Annotated in this window: 17 protein-coding genes; 10 read left to right on the top strand and 7 right to left on the bottom strand. The window is 70.3% G+C overall.

Annotation, left to right across the window (positions count from 1 at the left end; genetic code table 11):
* The 3 genes from ONA70_RS06990 to ONA70_RS06980 form a co-directional block, all read right to left on the bottom strand.
* On the bottom strand, positions 1-1,452 hold the full coding sequence (locus ONA70_RS06990; RefSeq protein ID WP_265005505.1) for an aldehyde dehydrogenase family protein: 1,452 nt from the start codon (positions 1,450-1,452) through the stop codon (positions 1-3).
* Positions 1,449-2,576, bottom strand: a complete 1,128-nt coding sequence (locus ONA70_RS06985; RefSeq protein ID WP_265005504.1) for a mandelate racemase/muconate lactonizing enzyme family protein — start codon at positions 2,574-2,576, stop codon at positions 1,449-1,451. Before ONA70_RS06985 ends, ONA70_RS06990 begins: the two co-directional genes overlap by 4 nt.
* Before the next feature lie 206 nt (positions 2,577-2,782).
* On the bottom strand, positions 2,783-3,565 hold the full coding sequence (locus ONA70_RS06980) for a DeoR/GlpR family DNA-binding transcription regulator (RefSeq protein ID WP_265005503.1): 783 nt from the start codon (positions 3,563-3,565) through the stop codon (positions 2,783-2,785).
* Positions 3,566-3,689: 124 nt separating this feature from the next.
* On the opposite strand from ONA70_RS06980, the gene ONA70_RS06975 reads away from it, so the two are divergent.
* The 4 genes from ONA70_RS06975 to ONA70_RS06960 are packed head-to-tail and all read left to right on the top strand — an operon-like array spanning position 3,690 to position 6,061.
* Positions 3,690-4,556 (top strand): hypothetical protein, encoded by an 867-nt coding sequence (locus ONA70_RS06975; protein ID WP_319956300.1) that lies wholly within the window; start codon positions 3,690-3,692, stop codon positions 4,554-4,556.
* Position 4,557: 1 nt separating this feature from the next.
* Positions 4,558-5,283, top strand: a complete 726-nt coding sequence (locus tag ONA70_RS06970) for a sulfite exporter TauE/SafE family protein (RefSeq protein ID WP_265005502.1) — start codon at positions 4,558-4,560, stop codon at positions 5,281-5,283.
* Complete coding sequence (locus ONA70_RS06965; RefSeq protein ID WP_265005501.1) at positions 5,277-5,687, top strand: YidH family protein; 411 nt, start codon at positions 5,277-5,279, stop codon at positions 5,685-5,687. Before ONA70_RS06970 ends, ONA70_RS06965 begins: the two co-directional genes overlap by 7 nt.
* Entirely contained in the window at positions 5,684-6,061 is a 378-nt protein-coding gene (locus ONA70_RS06960) for a DUF202 domain-containing protein (RefSeq protein WP_265005500.1), read from the top strand. The genes ONA70_RS06965 and ONA70_RS06960 overlap by 4 nt, the downstream gene beginning before the upstream one ends.
* Here the strand turns inward: ONA70_RS06960 and ONA70_RS06955 are convergent.
* Complete coding sequence (locus tag ONA70_RS06955) at positions 6,050-6,421, bottom strand: hypothetical protein (protein WP_265005499.1); 372 nt, start codon at positions 6,419-6,421, stop codon at positions 6,050-6,052. The genes ONA70_RS06960 and ONA70_RS06955 overlap by 12 nt on opposite strands.
* The gene (locus tag ONA70_RS06950; protein WP_265005498.1) at positions 6,418-6,600 is read right to left on the bottom strand and encodes a substrate-binding domain-containing protein; all 183 of its coding nucleotides are present in this window, start codon (positions 6,598-6,600) and stop codon (positions 6,418-6,420) included. Before ONA70_RS06950 ends, ONA70_RS06955 begins: the two co-directional genes overlap by 4 nt.
* A gap of 158 nt (positions 6,601-6,758) precedes the next feature.
* Here ONA70_RS06950 and ONA70_RS06945 point away from each other — a divergent pair, with 158 nt between their 5' ends.
* Positions 6,759-7,277 carry a MarR family winged helix-turn-helix transcriptional regulator gene (locus ONA70_RS06945; protein ID WP_265005497.1) on the top strand — a complete coding sequence of 173 codons (519 nt, stop codon included), beginning with the start codon at positions 6,759-6,761 and terminating at the stop codon, positions 7,275-7,277.
* Positions 7,278-7,394: 117 nt separating this feature from the next.
* On the opposite strand, the gene ONA70_RS06940 is transcribed toward ONA70_RS06945, so the two are convergent.
* The gene (locus tag ONA70_RS06940; RefSeq protein ID WP_265005496.1) at positions 7,395-7,769 is read right to left on the bottom strand and encodes a hypothetical protein; all 375 of its coding nucleotides are present in this window, start codon (positions 7,767-7,769) and stop codon (positions 7,395-7,397) included.
* Between the two features lie 481 nt (positions 7,770-8,250).
* On the opposite strand from ONA70_RS06940, the gene ONA70_RS06935 reads away from it, so the two are divergent.
* From ONA70_RS06935 to ONA70_RS06915, 5 genes are all read left to right on the top strand, one after another.
* Complete coding sequence (locus ONA70_RS06935) at positions 8,251-8,550, top strand: hypothetical protein (protein ID WP_265005495.1); 300 nt, start codon at positions 8,251-8,253, stop codon at positions 8,548-8,550.
* A 504-nt stretch (positions 8,551-9,054) separates the two neighbouring features.
* Complete coding sequence (locus tag ONA70_RS06930) at positions 9,055-10,308, top strand: hypothetical protein (protein WP_265005494.1); 1,254 nt, start codon at positions 9,055-9,057, stop codon at positions 10,306-10,308.
* 256 nt (positions 10,309-10,564) lie between these two features.
* Positions 10,565-11,374 (top strand): SAM-dependent methyltransferase, encoded by an 810-nt coding sequence (locus ONA70_RS06925; protein WP_265005493.1) that lies wholly within the window; start codon positions 10,565-10,567, stop codon positions 11,372-11,374.
* A gap of 9 nt (positions 11,375-11,383) precedes the next feature.
* Positions 11,384-13,528, top strand: a complete 2,145-nt coding sequence (locus ONA70_RS06920) for a putative bifunctional diguanylate cyclase/phosphodiesterase (protein ID WP_265005492.1) — start codon at positions 11,384-11,386, stop codon at positions 13,526-13,528.
* A 152-nt stretch (positions 13,529-13,680) separates the two neighbouring features.
* On the top strand, positions 13,681-15,111 hold the full coding sequence (locus ONA70_RS06915) for a ricin-type beta-trefoil lectin domain protein (RefSeq protein ID WP_265005491.1): 1,431 nt from the start codon (positions 13,681-13,683) through the stop codon (positions 15,109-15,111).
* A gap of 28 nt (positions 15,112-15,139) precedes the next feature.
* Here the strand turns inward: ONA70_RS06915 and ONA70_RS06910 are convergent, their stop codons facing one another.
* Entirely contained in the window at positions 15,140-15,598 is a 459-nt protein-coding gene (locus ONA70_RS06910) for a PH domain-containing protein (RefSeq protein WP_265005490.1), read from the bottom strand.
* Positions 15,599-15,631 lie beyond the last annotated feature (33 nt).

Raw genomic sequence — 15,631 nt, 5'->3', positions numbered from 1 at the left:
TCACACCTGCGCCTTCGAGCCGACGGACAGGAAGGTCTGGAAGGCCTCCAGGCCGGGGCGGCCGCCCTCGTACCCGAGCCCCGAGTCCCGTACGCCGCCGAAGGGGATCCACGGCGTGTTCGGGGTCCCGGTGTTGATGCCGACGATCCCGGCGGAGAGGCGGTCGGCGACCGCGTGGGCACGGTCGAGGTCCGCGCCGCAGACGTAGCCGGCCAGGCCGTACCCGGTGGCGTGATGCAGCGCCAGCGCGTCGTCGAGGTCGTCGTAGACGTGGATCGGCGCGATCGGCCCGAAGATCTCGTCGGTCATCACCCGGCTGTCGGCGGGCGCGTCCAGCAGCACGGTCGCCGGGGCGAAGTGGCCCTTCTCCGGAACGGCGCCGCTCGTGACCTGCCTCGCGCCCTTGCTCACCGCCTCCTCGACGAGCGAGGCCATCCGGGCCGGGTCCGAGGCCGGAGCGAGGGGACCGAGGTCGGTGGCCGGATCGGTGGGGAGGCCGACGACCAGCTTCTCGGTCGCCGCGACGAACGCCTCGGTGAACTCGGCCGCCACCTCGCGGGCCACGAGGATCTGGTTCGCGGCGATGCAGGACTGGCCGTTGTTGCGGTACTTCGCCACCAGCAGCGTCTGCGCGGCTGCCTGCGGATCCGCATCCGGCAGCACGAGGAAGGGCGCGCAACCGCCGAGCTCCATCACCGTACGCACGAAGCGCGGCGCCGTGGCCGCGGCGACCAGCCGCCCCACCCGGGTCGACCCGGTGAAGGACACGACGCCGACGCTCCTGTCGGCGAGCCACGGGTCGACGACCTCGGCGGGTGTGCCGAGCACGGTCGACAGGACCCCCGCGGGCACGTGCCGGTCGACAACGGCGGCCAGCACCATCGACGACAGCGGCGTCAGTTCGGAGGGCTTGAACAGCACCGGGCAGCCGGCCGCCAGCGCCGGCGCGATCTTGCGAGCCGGGATGGAGACCGGGAAGTTCCAGGGAGTCAGGACGGCGGCGACACCGACGGGCCGCGTGGTCACCCGGTGCGTGATCCCGGGTACGACGGACAGCTGCTCGGTCTCCTGCCGGTCCAGCAGGTCGGCCATGATCCGGAAGTAGGCGACGGTCAGCCCCAGCTCGGCGACCGACTCGGCGAGCCGCTTGCCGCTCTCCCGGGTGATCAGCGCGGGCCACTCCGGCTCGGCGGCGAGCGCCTCGACGTCCGCGGCGATGGCCCGCAGTGCCGCCGACCGGGCAGCCCGGGGCGTACCCGCCCACCCCGGCAGGGCCTGCTGCGCGAGACCGAGTGCCGCCGCCGCGTCAGCACCGTTACCCGTGCTGACCTCGGTGAACGGCTCGCCGGTGGCCGGGTCGAGCACCGCGAGCCGCGGTCCGCCCGCCGTCCGGCCGGTCACGCGCACGGCAGTGGCGGCCGAGAGGATGTCGTTGACGATGGGGTCGGTCACGGTAGCTGCTCCTCGTACGCGTCGAGCTGGTCCTGGTCGAGATCGATGCCGAATCCGGGCCCGTCCGGCACGCGGACCGTGCCGTGGGCGGTGAGCAGGCCGTCGGCGGCCCGCCGCAGGGGGTTGGAGCGGATGTCCCACTCGATGAGCCGGGTCGCCGACGAGATCGCGCCGGCCTGGACGGTCGCGGCGGTGGCGACCGCGCCGTTGTAGAGGTGCGGGTTGACCGTCCGCCCGGCCGCCGCCGCGGCCGACAACACGTCCAGGTACTCGGTGACGCCGCCGACCTTGCCGAGGTCGGGCTGCAGGATCTCGACGGCCTCCAGGTACGGCGTGAACGCCGCGGCGCCGTAGAGGTTCTCCCCGGTCGCCAGCGGCATCCCGGTGCGGCGGCTCAGCTCGGCCAGCTCCGAGGGACGGTCGCCGGCCAGCGGCTCCTCGACCCACGCGACGCCGAGATCGGCCAGCGCGCGGACCATCTCCAGCGCATCGGTCAGCCGCCACGCCTGGTTGGCGTCGGCGAAGATCTGCACCTGGTCGCCGAGGATCCGCCGGGCGGTCCCGACGTTGGTGAGGTCGGTGTCCGCACCGAAGCCGACCTTGACCTTGACGGCGGTGAGCCCGAGCGCGGCGCAGCGATGGGCGACCTCGGCGACCTCGGTGGGTCCGAGGCTGGAGCCGTACACCGGCAGCTCCGTGCGGGGGCTGGCGCTGAGCAGCCGGGCCAGGCTGGTGCCGGCGTGCCGGGCGGCGAGGTCCCACAGCGCCATGTCGACGCCGCTGATCGCCTGGTGAACCGGGCCGGGCGCACCCCACTGGCGGCCCAGCGGCGCCAGTTGCGCGAGCAGCGCGCGCTGAGCGGTGGCCGGGTCGGGAAAGCCGCGGCCCTTCATGAGCGGCGCGACGCCGTCGTGAATCGTGACGATCCGCTCGCGCCACGCCCAGGACGGGTAGTTCGCCCAGCTCTCGCCGACCCCGACCGAACCGTCGGCCAGCTCGACCTCGATCAGGACCATCACGCGGTGGTTCAGCGGCGCGAACGACATGGCGATCGGCTCGGTGGGGCGCGCCCGGAAGACCCGACAGCGCACGTCCACCACCGCGGCATCAGGCAACGTGACCACGCGGGTCTCCGTGGCTGAGGGTGCGGCCTTGAGGTCCATGTGCCTTCTCTCACGTCGACGCTATCTGCATGCAGTGTTGAACGCATGTCACCGAGACGTCAAGAGCACAAAACAAAGAAAAGGCGGCGAGTTGGTATCCGGCGAAAGGTGCTGATGCCTCACCGAGGCACTTCGTGCCGCCTGTCTTCGGGCGCGGTTCCCCGGGCTCAGGCGGTCAGGACGCGGGTGCCGGTGCGGCGTGCGGCCGCGGCTACCGCGGCGGGCAGCGGACCGTCCACGACCAGGGTGTCGATGCGGTCGAAGCCGCACACCTGAACCGGGGCGCTGGCCGTCAGCTTGCTCCCGTCGGCGAGCAGCACGACCTCGTCCGCGATATCCATGAGGGCGTGCTTGGCGCTCAGCTCGACCTCCGAGCGCACGTACGCACCCCGCTCGTCGACTGCGCTGGCGCCGAGGAACAGCAGGCGCACCCGCATCCGCCGGACGAGATCCAGCGCGGCGAAGCCCACCATCGCCTGGTTGTCGTGCAGCAGTTCGCCGCCGATCCCGATGACCCTTGACCTGGGCCGGGACAGCATGTGGGCCAGCACGGGGACGGAGTGGGTGATCACGCACCCGTCGAAATCCTCGGGCAGCGCGTGCGCCACCTCGGCGGCGGTCGTGCCGCTGTCGATGCCGATCGTGTCGCCGGGCTGGACCAGGCGGACCGAGGCGGCACCGATCGCCCGCTTGGCGCCGGCCTGGCTGAGCGCGCGGGACGCGTACCCGGGGGCCCCGACGCCGCCCGGAGGCAGACTGACGCCACCATGGACCAGCTGGACCTCGCCACTTTCGGCGAGTCGCCGCAGGTCACGGCGGATCGTCATCTGAGAGACGCCGAGCTGGGCGCTGATGTCGGCGACCGAGAGGAAGCCGGCCCGGCGCAACGCGGCCATGATGTGCGTCCGCCGCTGCGGGGCGCCGTCATAGCGCATGGCTTCCACTGACACGTCGGTAGTCTAGCCCCTGTTCTTCCGGCACCAACGGATGTTATTTTTCGAACATCCTTTGATCTCAGTGCCTCGACGTCGCCGACCTCGACGACGCCTCGGCCGCTCCCTCGCTGGAGGAACAGTGACCGTCGACCCCTCGATCCTCGCCCGCCCCTCGGGCGGCTACGCCATGCTCGCCGTCGACCAGCGCGAGGCGCTGCGGGCCATGTTCGCCGCACGCCAGCCGGAGCCGGTGACCGACGCGCAGCTGACCGCCTTCAAGGTGGACGCCGCACGGGCCCTCAGCCCGTACGCGTCAGCGATCCTCGTAGACAAGCAGTTCGGCTGGGACGCCGTGATCGCGGACAACGCCGTCGACCCGTCCTGCGCGCTGATCGCCGCGGCTGACGCGTTCACCCCGAGCGCCACCGAGTTCGTCGCAGACGTCGCGATCGACCCCGAGGTCGACCCCGCGACCGTACGTAAGCAGGGCGCAAAGGCCCTCAAGCTGCTCGTGCTCTACCGGCCGGACGAGTCGCCGGAGCCGCGGATCGCCATGGTCACCGACTTCGTCGCCCGCTGCCGCGAGGCCGGGCTGATCAGCATCATCGAACCGGTCTCCCGTGGCCCGCGCGACGGCGGCGCGTACGACCACGAAGCGGGAATCCACGCGGCAGCCCGCGAGCTGGGTGCCCTCGGCGCCGACCTCTACAAGTCGGAGGTGCCGACCCACGGCAAGGGCACGCCGGACGAGATCACCGCCGGGTGCGCCTCGCTGTCGTCAGTCATCGCCAGCCCGTGGGTGGTGCTGTCCTCCGGCGTACCCGCGGAGGTCTTCCCCGAAGCCGTGCGACTCGCCTGCCGGGCCGGAGCCTCGGGCTTCCTCGCCGGCCGCGCGGTCTGGGCCTCGGTGGTCGGCAGCCCGACCATGGCCGATGACCTGCGCACGATCTCGGTCGACCGGCTGCGACGCCTCGCCGACGTGGTCGACGACGCCGTGTCGAACTGAGATGGCGCCCGTCGGCGACGCGCTCGCGGTCAGCGCGGTGGCGCTCGGCGCCACCATGCAGAGAGCAACCGGCCTGGGCTTCGCCCTGGTGGCCGCCCCGTTCCTGGTCGTGATCCTCGGCCCTTTCTCGGGCGTGACCCTGGCCAACCTGCTCTCCGCGATGATCAACCTCATCGTGCTGTCCATGACCGCCCGGGCGCTGCGCCGCCGCGTCGCCGTCCAGATGATCGCCGGAGTGATCCTGGCCCTGCCCCTGGGAGTCTGGGTGGTCCGGCAGTTGCCGGGCCCGGTCCTGCTCGTCGGCATTGGCCTGATCACGGCGGGATCAGTGACCTGGGTGGCGGTGGGCCAGAGCATGCCGTTCCTCAGCCAGCAGGGTGGGGCGGTGGCCTCCGGGTTCGCGTCAGGCTTCTTCAACACGACGGCGGGGACGGGCGGACCGCCGCTCGCGGTCTACGCCGCCAGTACCGACTGGGAGCACCGAAGCTTCGTCCCGACCGTGCAGCTCGTCGGCCTGGTGACGAACGTGCTGTCGCTCGCGGCGAAGGGCCCCCCGGTCCTGTCGTGGAGACTGCTGCTGGCCTGCGGGGCGGCGATGCTGGCAGGGATCGGTGGCGGGCAGTGCCTGCAACGGTGGCTGCCGGAGACCGCTGCCCGGCGTTGGGTGCTGGCGCTCGCCCTCGCCGGAAGCGTCATCGCGATCGGCAAGGGGCTGACGGCGTGGTGAAACGTGGTTCCTCAGCCCCGCACCCGGACGGGCCGACGTCTCCGGGCGCGTCGACGCGGTGGCCTCGCCGCGTCTTCAGCCAGGGCAGCGACCCGGATCCGCGGTTCAGCCTCGCCAACGAGCGCACGTTCCTGGCGTGGATCCGTACCTCCCTGGCGCTCTTCGCCGCAGGCGTGGCGTTGGAGGCGGTGAACCTGCCGATCGTGCCCGGATTGCGTCGAGCGGCGGCGATCGTGCTGATCCTGCTGGGTGCCGCCGCCCCGGCCCAGGCCTGGTTCGGTTGGGTCCGTACCGAGCTTGCCCTGAGACGGGGAAGAGGCCTCCCGCCACCGCTGATGGCCGTGCCGCTCGGTGGGGGTCTCATGCTCGTCGGCATCCTGGTACTCCTGGGACTCATCCTGTGATCGACCGCGGCTCACCGCCGTCCTCAGGCCCCTCCCCGGGGCAGGTCTCGTCAGCTGATCCCGGATTGCAGGTGGAACGGACGGTGCTGGCGTGGCGACGTACCGCGGCCGCCTTCGTCGTCGCGGCGGCTGGGGCCGGCCGTTTCCTCCTGCCACACCTCGGCGGATGGATCTTTCTGGCCGCTGTCGTCAACGCAACGGCGGTCGTCATCGTCGCCGCAGCGGCGCTGCGACGACGCCTTCCGCCCGCTGCCGCCCCGGCCGTGCTGAACTCGGCCCGTCCGCCCGGCCCCTGGCTGGCGGCGGTCGCGCTCGCCACCGCCGTCGGCGGTCTCAGCGTGGCGCTCGCCGCACTAGCCGGGTCACACCCGTGACGTACGAGGGAACACCCGGTCGGCGGCGATGCGGGTGAGCCAACCGAGAGCGGCGGTGAAGAGCGGCGGCCACACGATCGGCCCGAAGGTGTAGGCCACCAGCACCACGAGCGGAATCCACACGCGGTGTACGGCGTGATAGAGCAGCCCCGGCGCACGAAGGCCGGCGAGCCGCACCAGGTCGGGCAGTGCGAAGAAGGCCAGTGCAGCGGCGGTTGTCGCCAGGCCGTACTTGACGCTCTCGAAGATCGCGAACGCGGCGAGGAACAGTGCGAGCACCGACCACCCGATCCGTCTCGGTCCGCGGCGGACCCGGGGGATGGGCGGCGATGGGTGGCTGTGCGCTTCCTCAGTCGTCACGTGTGCAGGGTAGCTGCGGAATGGGATCGCGCCCGCTGGTCGAGGAGCAGCCGGACCGCGACGCGGGCGCACTCCTCGAGCGGCTGACGCAGGGTGGTCAGGGGAGGAGTCATCACGGCTGCGGTCGGCGTGTCGTCGAAACCGACGATGGCAACATCGCGGCCGTCGGGCGCGGACACAACCCGGTGTTTCGTTCCTCGTCCCGGCGGATCTTGCGTTGGCGGGCAGGAACTCGCAGGGTCATCGAGGCCGGTCGAGCCACCGGTTGCCGCGGCGGCGTACCGCGTCAGCTGAGTGCTGAGGGATCCTGAAGTCCGCCAAGTGCAATGATGGCCCTATGCAACCGTCCGTCGCGCCCGGTGAGGACGCGGTGCAGGCGCTGATGCTTGCCAGCCGTGCCTTCGTCGGATTGACCGCCCGGTCCCTCGCCGACCTCGACGCGGACGTCACCCTGCCGCAGTTCCGCGCGCTCGCCGTGTTGGCGGTCGCCGGGCCCCAACGCAGCATCGACATCGCCGCGGAACTGAAGGTCAACCCCTCGACCTGCACCCGCATGTGTGACCGACTGGTCCGTAAAGGCCTGGTACGGCGGACCCGCTCATCCAACGACCGCCGAGTCGTGCGCCTCCGGCTCACCCGCACCGGCCACGACATCGTCGAACAGGTGATAACGCGCCGCCGCGACGAACTGACCCGACTCGTCGCCGCCACCGCCGAACTCTGGCAACCCGTGGTCACCGATGCGCTACGGGCCTTCGCATACGCCGCAGGCGAACCGAACGAACACGACTGGTGGCTCGGCTGGGCCGCGCACGCCTCCGACGTCACGGACTCCGACCAGCCAGCGACCGAGTGACTCCCAGTGCGAGGGAATCCCCGCCCCATCAGGGCGGCAAGACTCAGGACAGGAGTCGTTGCCGTCCAGGCCGACAGGCCACGATGCGGCGCGTGCAGGTCCATGGTTGTTCTTTCGTCAGGGCCTCGCCGCCCGCCCGGATGCGCCCTGAGCGCCGCCTAGCGCGGTGCGCGCGGCCCGTCGCGCGATGGTGAAGGCCTCGCGGCAACTCGCAGGGTCGCGGTAGACAGCGGGGGACTGGGCACTGATCATCTCGTCCGGCCCGAGGAGCGTCCACCGGAAGTGGTTGTCGCTCGTGTGATCGGTGCGTAACCTTCCGGCGCTGTCGCGCAGCCGTGCGACAGCGCCTTGCCAGGATGTCGCGCGGCCACGGCGGCCTTCGTCGGGGGATTCGACCGGCCCCGTGGCCAGGACATCGGCGCCAGCACCGGTACGGCCCACGAGCCGCCAATGGGCCTCGACACCGTCGCGCGCGGGCAGAAGCCTGATCACGGCCTATCCGCGACTGATTGTGACGATCCGCGCCGGGCCAACACCAAGTTGAGCCCCCGATGGTGCGAGCTTTCACTCGTCGGAGCTGCCGGCGCGGCGGATGGGCACCGTTGCGAAAAGGCCCGAGCATCTCAGGCCGCCGCCGCCGCTGCGCCCGCCGCCGCCATCCAGATGCCGGCCTGCCCATATCATGAGCGGCATGCCCATACGTCGATGGCGTTGCGTGCTTCTCATTGCCACCGCTCTGGGCTTAGCGCTCCCAGTGTGCGGCTGCGCGCATACAGCCAGGACCGAGCCGCCTCGTCGGGGGCCAAGCACCTCTCCGACCGTGCCCACGCCGTCGTCACCGGTGTCCACGGCAACCCCGATCGCGGCTCTTACACCGACAGCTCCGTCGCCCAGCGAGCCACCCGCCGCCAAGCCGTCGGCGAGCGCGGTCGCGGCCCGGGTGACCGTGCAGCGCTCCGGCGGCCTGGCAGGAGTGACGCAGAAGATCGTCGTGGAGAGCGATGGGCGCTGGCGCTTCAGCGCTTCCCGGGGTCAGGATGCCGGGGCGGTGAAGACCGGCCGGCTGAGCGTCGCGCAGTTGAAGCGCCTGCACCTGCTGCTCGGTGACCCGTCGTTCGGCTCGGCCTTCTACCCAGGGTCGTGCGCCGATGGCTTCCACTACTCACTACTCACTGGCGGGCGCAGGGTCGAGTGGGACGATTGCGGCCGCACCAACCCGGCTGAGGTGGCACGGGCGATCGTCGCCCTGCTAACCGACGCAACTCCGTTTTAGGCAGTGTCTTCAGGGGATTCTTGGTGGGGGTTCACCTCAATGTCCATGCGCGGCGGTCAGATCTGGACCTGCCCGGCTGGCAGAGGCTCAGCGATGTGGCACGGCACGGGTTCGCGTTCCCCGGGCACTCCGTTCGCCGCCCACTCCATCCCGATGCGCTGCGGCTGAGCGTCGCTTGGCCGGGCCAGCCACCGGTAATGTCGGCGAAGGCCAGGGCTGCCGACAGCCAGCGACCCGACGGGCCGACGCTCGTGGGCTACTGGCTTGGCGCCACTGTCATGAGCGACCACGTGGTCGCCGACCACCGGGCGTGGCTGTGGCCGCGACCACCCGCGCACTCGCTGCAGCTCACGGTGGAGTGGCCAGCCCTGGGCGTACCACCGACAACGGTCACACTCGACGGTGGTCGAATCGCCGCCGCTAAGTGAGCGGCGGATACCGACGCGGGTCTATTGCGGATAGTGTTCTCGGTTACGCTGTTCGCTTTACCTGAAGGGTTCTGCTATGGCCTTTGGTTGTCGGTGGCTGTCGCGAACACTCGCCGCCGTCGCCGCCGTGCTGCTCCTCCTTGCCGGGTTGGTCGCTCCCACCGGCGCCGCCTCGGCGGCGGATACGGATGCGCAGTTCACATTCGATCTGCCCGGCACAACGATTCCGCTGGGGACCACGAAGAAGAGAGTCCACCTCAGGTTCACCAACCTGAGTGACGAGACCCCGAGGGAAGTTCTCTTCTATGTCCGCCCCTTGGAGATGGAATGGGAAAAAGCCGAACTCGTGTGGCCGGAGGGGGGTGGCTCGGGCGAGTGCGACGGTGACACCTATGGCTGGTACTGCCGCGTCGAGTCGGACGTGGTTCCGGAGCTACTGCCGGCACCCGGTGGGACCGCGGATTATCCCATCGATATCCACATCCGCGAAACCAAGGAACCTTACGAAGGCAGGTTCCAGATCGCGGCTTACATGACCGGGAGCAAGGGCGTAAAGCCGGTCACTGTCAGCAAATGGTTCACCCTGAAGGTGGTCGACGACCCCGAAGCCGACCTGTCGGTGGTAGCGCCGGACGTGAAGCAGTCGGTGCGGGTCGAGGCCGACGGCAGGCTCGAACCCAGCGGGACGTTGAAACCGGGTGAGACGGGTGCGGTGCGGTACCGCGTCGTCAACCAGGGCAGGAAGGCGGTCAGCGGCGTGAAGGCCACGCTGCGCCTGCCCGACGGTGCGATCTTCACCCGACCGCCGGCGGAGTGCGTCGTCGGCGACGACCAGCGCTCGGCGGTCTGCACCTACAGCACGCTCGCGCTCGTGCCGGCCGACCAGGACACCGACCCGAACGACAACGTCTACGCCGCTGTCGAGTTGCACAATCTGGTGACGGTCGCGGCCTCCACCGAGGCGCCCGTTACCTTGACCGGCGGCACCGTGCAGGTCGAGGGCCTGACCGACGAGCGAACGGATGCCCGGTCCGGCCTGGCGCGCACCGAACTGCCGGCGAACGCCGTCGCCGTACCCGCAGCCGACGTGGACGACAGTGACAACCAGGACGGGTTCGCCGTCGTGGTGGCCGCGAACGGCGGCGGCGCAGACGGAGGCGCCGGCGGTGGCGGTGGCGGTGGGGGCGAACTGCCGATTACCGGGCCACAGGCCGGGCTGGTCGGCGGAACCGGCCTTGCCGTGCTGGTGGTCGGGGGCGCGATGTTCCTGGTTGCCCGGCGTCGCCGGGTGATCGTGGTGGCCCCCGAGGACGAGAAGCTCACGAGCTGATTTGTCTGTCGCTGGCCCGTGCGGGCCGTTCACGCCGCGGGCGGGATGGGAAGCCGTCCCGCCCGCCGTCTTTGCGCCGGCAGCGGTGCTCGGGCGGCGCCGTCGACGTGAACCTTGACTGCTGATTCGCCCAGAGGATGCCGGGCGTTCGTCCGCGATTTCCGGGTCGGTCCCCGGGTGTCCAGATCGATGACGGGCTTCGTATGCTCAAAGCCGTACGCGGACCGGTGACGGTCTGCGCGGGATGAGGTGAGTCATGCATCGACCGGCTTGGGCCCCTGGCGACGTCGACATGGACACGGCGAGTCCGGCCCGGATGTACGACGCGCTACTCGGCGGTTCGCACAACTTCGAAGTGGATCGGCGGGCCGCCGCCCAGGCGGTGGCCATGGTGCCGGACCTGCCGCTGGTCGCGTTGAGCAACCGTGCGTTCCTCCGTCGGGCGGTACGGCATCTCGCGGCGGCCGGGATCCGCCAGTTCATCGACATCGGTTCCGGTATCCCGACCGTGGGCAGCACCCACGAGCTCGCCCAGGCGGTCGCGCCGGACAGCCGGGTGGTGTACGTCGACATCGACCCGGTCGCGGTCAGCCAGTCCCGTGCCATCCTCGGGGACGACCCGCACACCACCGTCATCGAGGGTGACCTGCGGGCAGCCGATCGGATCCTGGCCGACAACCGGCTGCGTGCGCTGATCGATCTGGATCAGCCGGTCGGGGTCCTCCTGGTCGCCGTACTCCACCTGCTGACCGACGCGGACGATCCGGGTGGCGCGGTGGCCAGCCTGCGGGACGCGATAGCACCGGGCAGTTACCTCGCGATCTCCCACCTGACCAGCACGCTGCGCCCCGACGATGCGGCCCAGCTCGCCACGCACGCCGCGGAGCGCAGCCGGGTACCGATCATTTTCCGGTCCCGGCCCGAGATCACCGCGTTCTTCACCGGGTTGACGGTGGTGGAGCCAGGCGTGGTGGAGTTGCCGGCGTGGCGGCCGGAGACACCGGATGACCTGCACGAGGAACAGGGGCGATCGCTGGGACTGGCCGGCGTCGGACGCAGGGATTGAGCCGACCTGGTGACCACACGAGCGCCGTCCGAGCAGCTCCCGGACGCCGTGCCCGGCGTCGCGCGGTTCGCCCGACGCTGGGCACGGGCCCTGCGCCGTACCAGCCACGTGTCGATGACCGCAGCCGAGGCCGAGGCGTATCTGCTTCGCCATGCCGGTGACCTGCTCGACACCGTACGGGCCACGCCGTTCAGCCCGGAGCCGGCCAAGGCGATCGGGACGGCCCTCGTCGAGGTGAACTTCCGTTCCGCTGCGGCGCTGCGGCGCACGCTGGCCGTACTCGGCTCCGGGTTTGCCGATGATGTGGCGTCGGAGTTGGCCGGAGAACTGCGGCCGGCGGCGCTTCAGGCCCGGCTGGCCGCAGTCTGCGGTGCGGTGGCTGAGGGTTTCACGTTGGCGCTGCAGGCACGCACGCTCGCCGAGCAGGAACAGATGCAACGCGCGGCGCTGACCGCCGTACGCACCGCCGAGGAACGGCGACACATGACCGAGGCGCGGTTCCGGGCGGTGTTCGCCGAGGCGGCGGTCGGCATCGGACTGGTGGATCCGCAGGGCCGGGTCATCGATGTGAACCCGACCATGGCCCGGATGCTCGACTTGCCCATCACGGGCATGCTCGGCAGGACCGTGGCGGAACTCGTCCAGCCGGGCGGTACCCCGCAGACCCTCGCCAAGTTCATGGAGCTGATCAGCGGCACCCGTGACCACTTCCGTACCGAGACCATCCGGACCCTGGCCAACGGGCGGGAAGTCTGCCTGGACCTGTCGATGTCGATGGTGCGCGACCAGGACGGCAAGCCACAGTTCGCGATCGGGGTCGCGGTGGACATCACCGAACGCCGCCGGTTGGCCGAGCGGCTGTGGCACGAGGCGCGGCATGACGCCCTGACCGGGCTACCGAACCGTACGCTGTTCTTCGAGCGGCTCACCGAACTCCTCGTCGACGGAGGACCGGTGGGCCTGTGCTACCTGGACCTCGATGGGTTCAAAGCGGTCAACGACAGCCTCGGGCACGCGGTGGGCGACGAGTTGCTCGTCGCGGTTGCGCGACGGCTGAACGAGACGGTCGCCGGCGCCGGCCGGCTGGTCGCCCGGCTCGGCGGCGACGAGTTCGTCATACTCACCAGCCAATCCGGCGAGTCCGCGCCACCCGAGCCCGCCGAGGCGGTGCTCTCGGCCCTCGCTCGGCCGTTCGACATCGGTGGCAAGCAGTTCACGGTGTCGGCCAGTATCGGGGTGGTCGACACGAGGTCGGGCGGCACCGATCCCCAACAGCTCATGCGGGCTGCCGACATCACGCTCTACCGGGCGAAGGCCGAGGGTAAGGGGCGGTGGGAACGCCACGACCCGCAACGTAGCGCCCGCCAGGTCACCCTGCACATCCTCGCCACCGATCTGCCACAGGCGCTGCTGCGGAACGAGTTCTACGTGCAGTACCAGCCGCTGGTGTCACTCGGCGATGGCCGCATGCGCGGGGTCGAGGCCTTGGTCCGCTGGCGGCATCCGGAACTGGGGCTGCTGCTGCCCGACAAGTTCATCCCGGTCGCCGAGGAGACCGGGATGATCGCCGCGTTGGGCCGCTGGGTCCTGGCCGACTCCTGCAAACAGGCGCGGCACTGGCGGGAGGCCTTTCCCGACCAGCCGATCTATGTCAGCGTCAACATCGCGGTCAGCCAGTTGCACGAACCCACGTTGGCCGACGACGTCTTCACCGTCCTCAAGGCCGAGGACCTACCGCCGGAGTTGCTGCAACTCGAACTGACCGAAAGCGCTGTTCTCGGCGATGCCAGCGGTCCACTCGACGCGCTGCGGGTGCTCGCCGACGGTGGCGTACAGGTAGCCATCGACGATTTCGGCACGGGTTACTCCAACCTGGCCCACCTCACGCGGCTCCCGGCGCACCAGCTCAAGCTCGCCGGACAGTTTCTGCATCCGTTACGCGCGGGCGCGTCCGTGGACCCCGCCCACTACCGGATCATTTCGGCGATCATCTCGCTCGCCCACGAGCTGGGGCTCGGGGTGATCGCCGAAGGGGTCGAGGACCCCGTCCAGGCCGACCGACTACGCGCGCTGGACTGCGACACCGGGCAGGGCTGGCTGTTCGGCCGGCCGTGCCCGGCCGATGAGATCGCTCGTATGCTCACCGCCGGCTGAAAGGCGGGCTGCCGGTTTCGCCGGTTGACGGAGGGGCAACAGACCCATAGGCTGCCGTCGATTTGCGGCCAGCAACCCCCGGCGTCGGCAGGACAGCGCCGCTCCGGGCGGCGCTGTCGCGCAGCCACCCGTTGCCTGCGGAAGGGCAGTTCATGTTGCGTAAACGCGTTTCCTGGCAAGGTCTCCGCCCCGCTGCCCGACGGGGGGCCACGCTCGCCACGCTCGTCGCCCTGCTCGCCACGATGGTCGTCGTCGAGGTGGCTGCGGTCAGCAGCCCGGCGTATGCCGGCACGAATCAGTTCAAGGGGGTCAACTGGGCCGACCCCAGGGACAACTACGCCGAGGACCCGATCGTCCTCTCGGGAGTGTCGGCGACGGACGACTATGCCACCACGTACACCAAGGCCACCTCGATCATCGGCGCGTTCGAGACCAACCTCGGCGCGAACACCGTGCGGCTGCCGGTCAACCCGTACACCGTCAACGGGTCCCGCTGGGATCCGTACACCGGCGCCATCGATGCCGCAGTCGCCAAGGGCTTCAAGGTCATCCTCAGCTACTGGGAGGGTTCCGCCCACAAGGACGGGCTGATCGACAACACCACCGCCTTCTGGAACATGTGGACCACGGTCGTCAACAAGTACGCCGGCAACAGCCTGGTCTACTTCGAGCCGATGAACGAGCCCCACGGGTACAGCAAGACCGCCTGGGCGGACGTCGCCGCCCAGTGGATCGGCAGGTACCCGTCGGTGCCGAAGAGCCGGATCTTCGTCAGCGGCACCGGGTACAACGACGACGTCACCAGCGTGTGCGCCGACAGCCGGTTGGCCGGGACCTTCCTTTCGCTGCACTTCTACGGGTTCTGGAACCCGACCGAGACCAGCTACTGGTCGTGGGCCAGCGACTTCCGGAACAGGATCGGTTCGTGCGCTTCCCGTACCGTCCTGGACGAGTGGGGTGCGCCGATGACGACCGGGCTGAACTACAACGGCCCGATCAACGGCAACGCCTACATCGCCTACATCCAGGCCGTCAGCGACAACCTTCGCCTGCTGGGCATGGGCTCGGTCTACTGGCCGGGTCTGCGCGCCAACGACGGCTACAGCATGACGAGGCTCGGCCCCAATTACACCCTCATCAACAACAACGCCTCCGGAGTCAGCCGGCTGCAGTGGTCGTGGGGCGGCGGCGGAACCTTCAACGCCCCGATCCGCGGCGTCGCCTCCAACCGGTGCCTCGACGTGCCCAACTCCTCGACCACCTGGGGCACGAAGCTGTTCATCTACGACTGCAAGAGCAGCGCCAACCAGTTGTGGCTGCAGACTCCGTCGAAGACCCTGGTGGTGTACGGGAAGCTGTGCCTCGACGTCACCGGCGCCAGCACCACCGCCGGCACGCAGGTGCAGGTCTGGGACTGCAACGGCAACGCGAACCAGCAGTGGAACGTCAACAGCAACGGCACGATCAACAACGTGCAGACCGGCTACTGCCTCGACGTGAACGGCGGCGGCACGGCCAACGGCACGCCTGTCATCGTGTGGTACTGCAACGGTGGCGCGAACCAGCAGTGGAAACGCTCGTGAGCCGCCCGCCGCGAACCCGCGGATGCCGTCAGCGGGCGGCCAGGGCCTGCCGGATGGCCGTCACCGTCCGCTCGGCGAGCGTCCGCCTCTGGGTACGGGAGGGGACCGAGCGGACAAGCTCCAGTTCGAGCTGCGTCGGGCCGCCGTCCCGCAGCGGCCGGTGCAGCCGTAGCACCGGCGCCCACGTGGGCCACACCAACCGCTCCCCGGCCTGCTGGTAGCTCACGTCGGCGATCGTGTCCCAGGGGATGCGCAGTGTCCGCCCGAGGTCGTGCAGCGCGATCCCGTCGGGGCCGACGACCACGCGCCGCCCGAGCACCCGGACGGTCAGCACCGCGAAGCCGACGGCGAGCAGTGCGTACACCGCCTTGGCCACGGGGGCTGCCTCGACGACGACGATGCCCGCCAGCACGGCCGTGAACATCGCGGTGATCGCGGCGAGGAGCAGGTTCCACAACCACGGTCGGAACGTGCGACGGTTGCCCATGCCACCTCCAGGGCCGGCTGGCGCGCGCGGGGG

The sequence above is a fragment of the Micromonospora yasonensis genome, from assembly GCF_026013475.1.
GTDB lineage: Bacteria > Actinomycetota > Actinomycetes > Mycobacteriales > Micromonosporaceae > Micromonospora > Micromonospora yasonensis.
This window is presented reverse-complemented; position numbering and strand designations above follow the sequence as displayed.

Coding starts and splice junctions, on each gene's coding strand:
- ONA70_RS06970 (WP_265005502.1), top strand. CDS start 4,558: ATGGCGCCCGTCGGCGACGCGCTCGCGGTCAGCGCGGTGGCGCTCGGC.
- ONA70_RS06945 (WP_265005497.1), top strand. CDS start 6,759: ATGCAACCGTCCGTCGCGCCCGGTGAGGACGCGGTGCAGGCGCTGATG.
- ONA70_RS06930 (WP_265005494.1), top strand. CDS start 9,055: ATGGCCTTTGGTTGTCGGTGGCTGTCGCGAACACTCGCCGCCGTCGCC.
- ONA70_RS06925 (WP_265005493.1), top strand. CDS start 10,565: ATGCATCGACCGGCTTGGGCCCCTGGCGACGTCGACATGGACACGGCG.
- ONA70_RS06915 (WP_265005491.1), top strand. CDS start 13,681: ATGTTGCGTAAACGCGTTTCCTGGCAAGGTCTCCGCCCCGCTGCCCGA.
- ONA70_RS06910 (WP_265005490.1), bottom strand. CDS start 15,598: ATGGGCAACCGTCGCACGTTCCGACCGTGGTTGTGGAACCTGCTCCTC.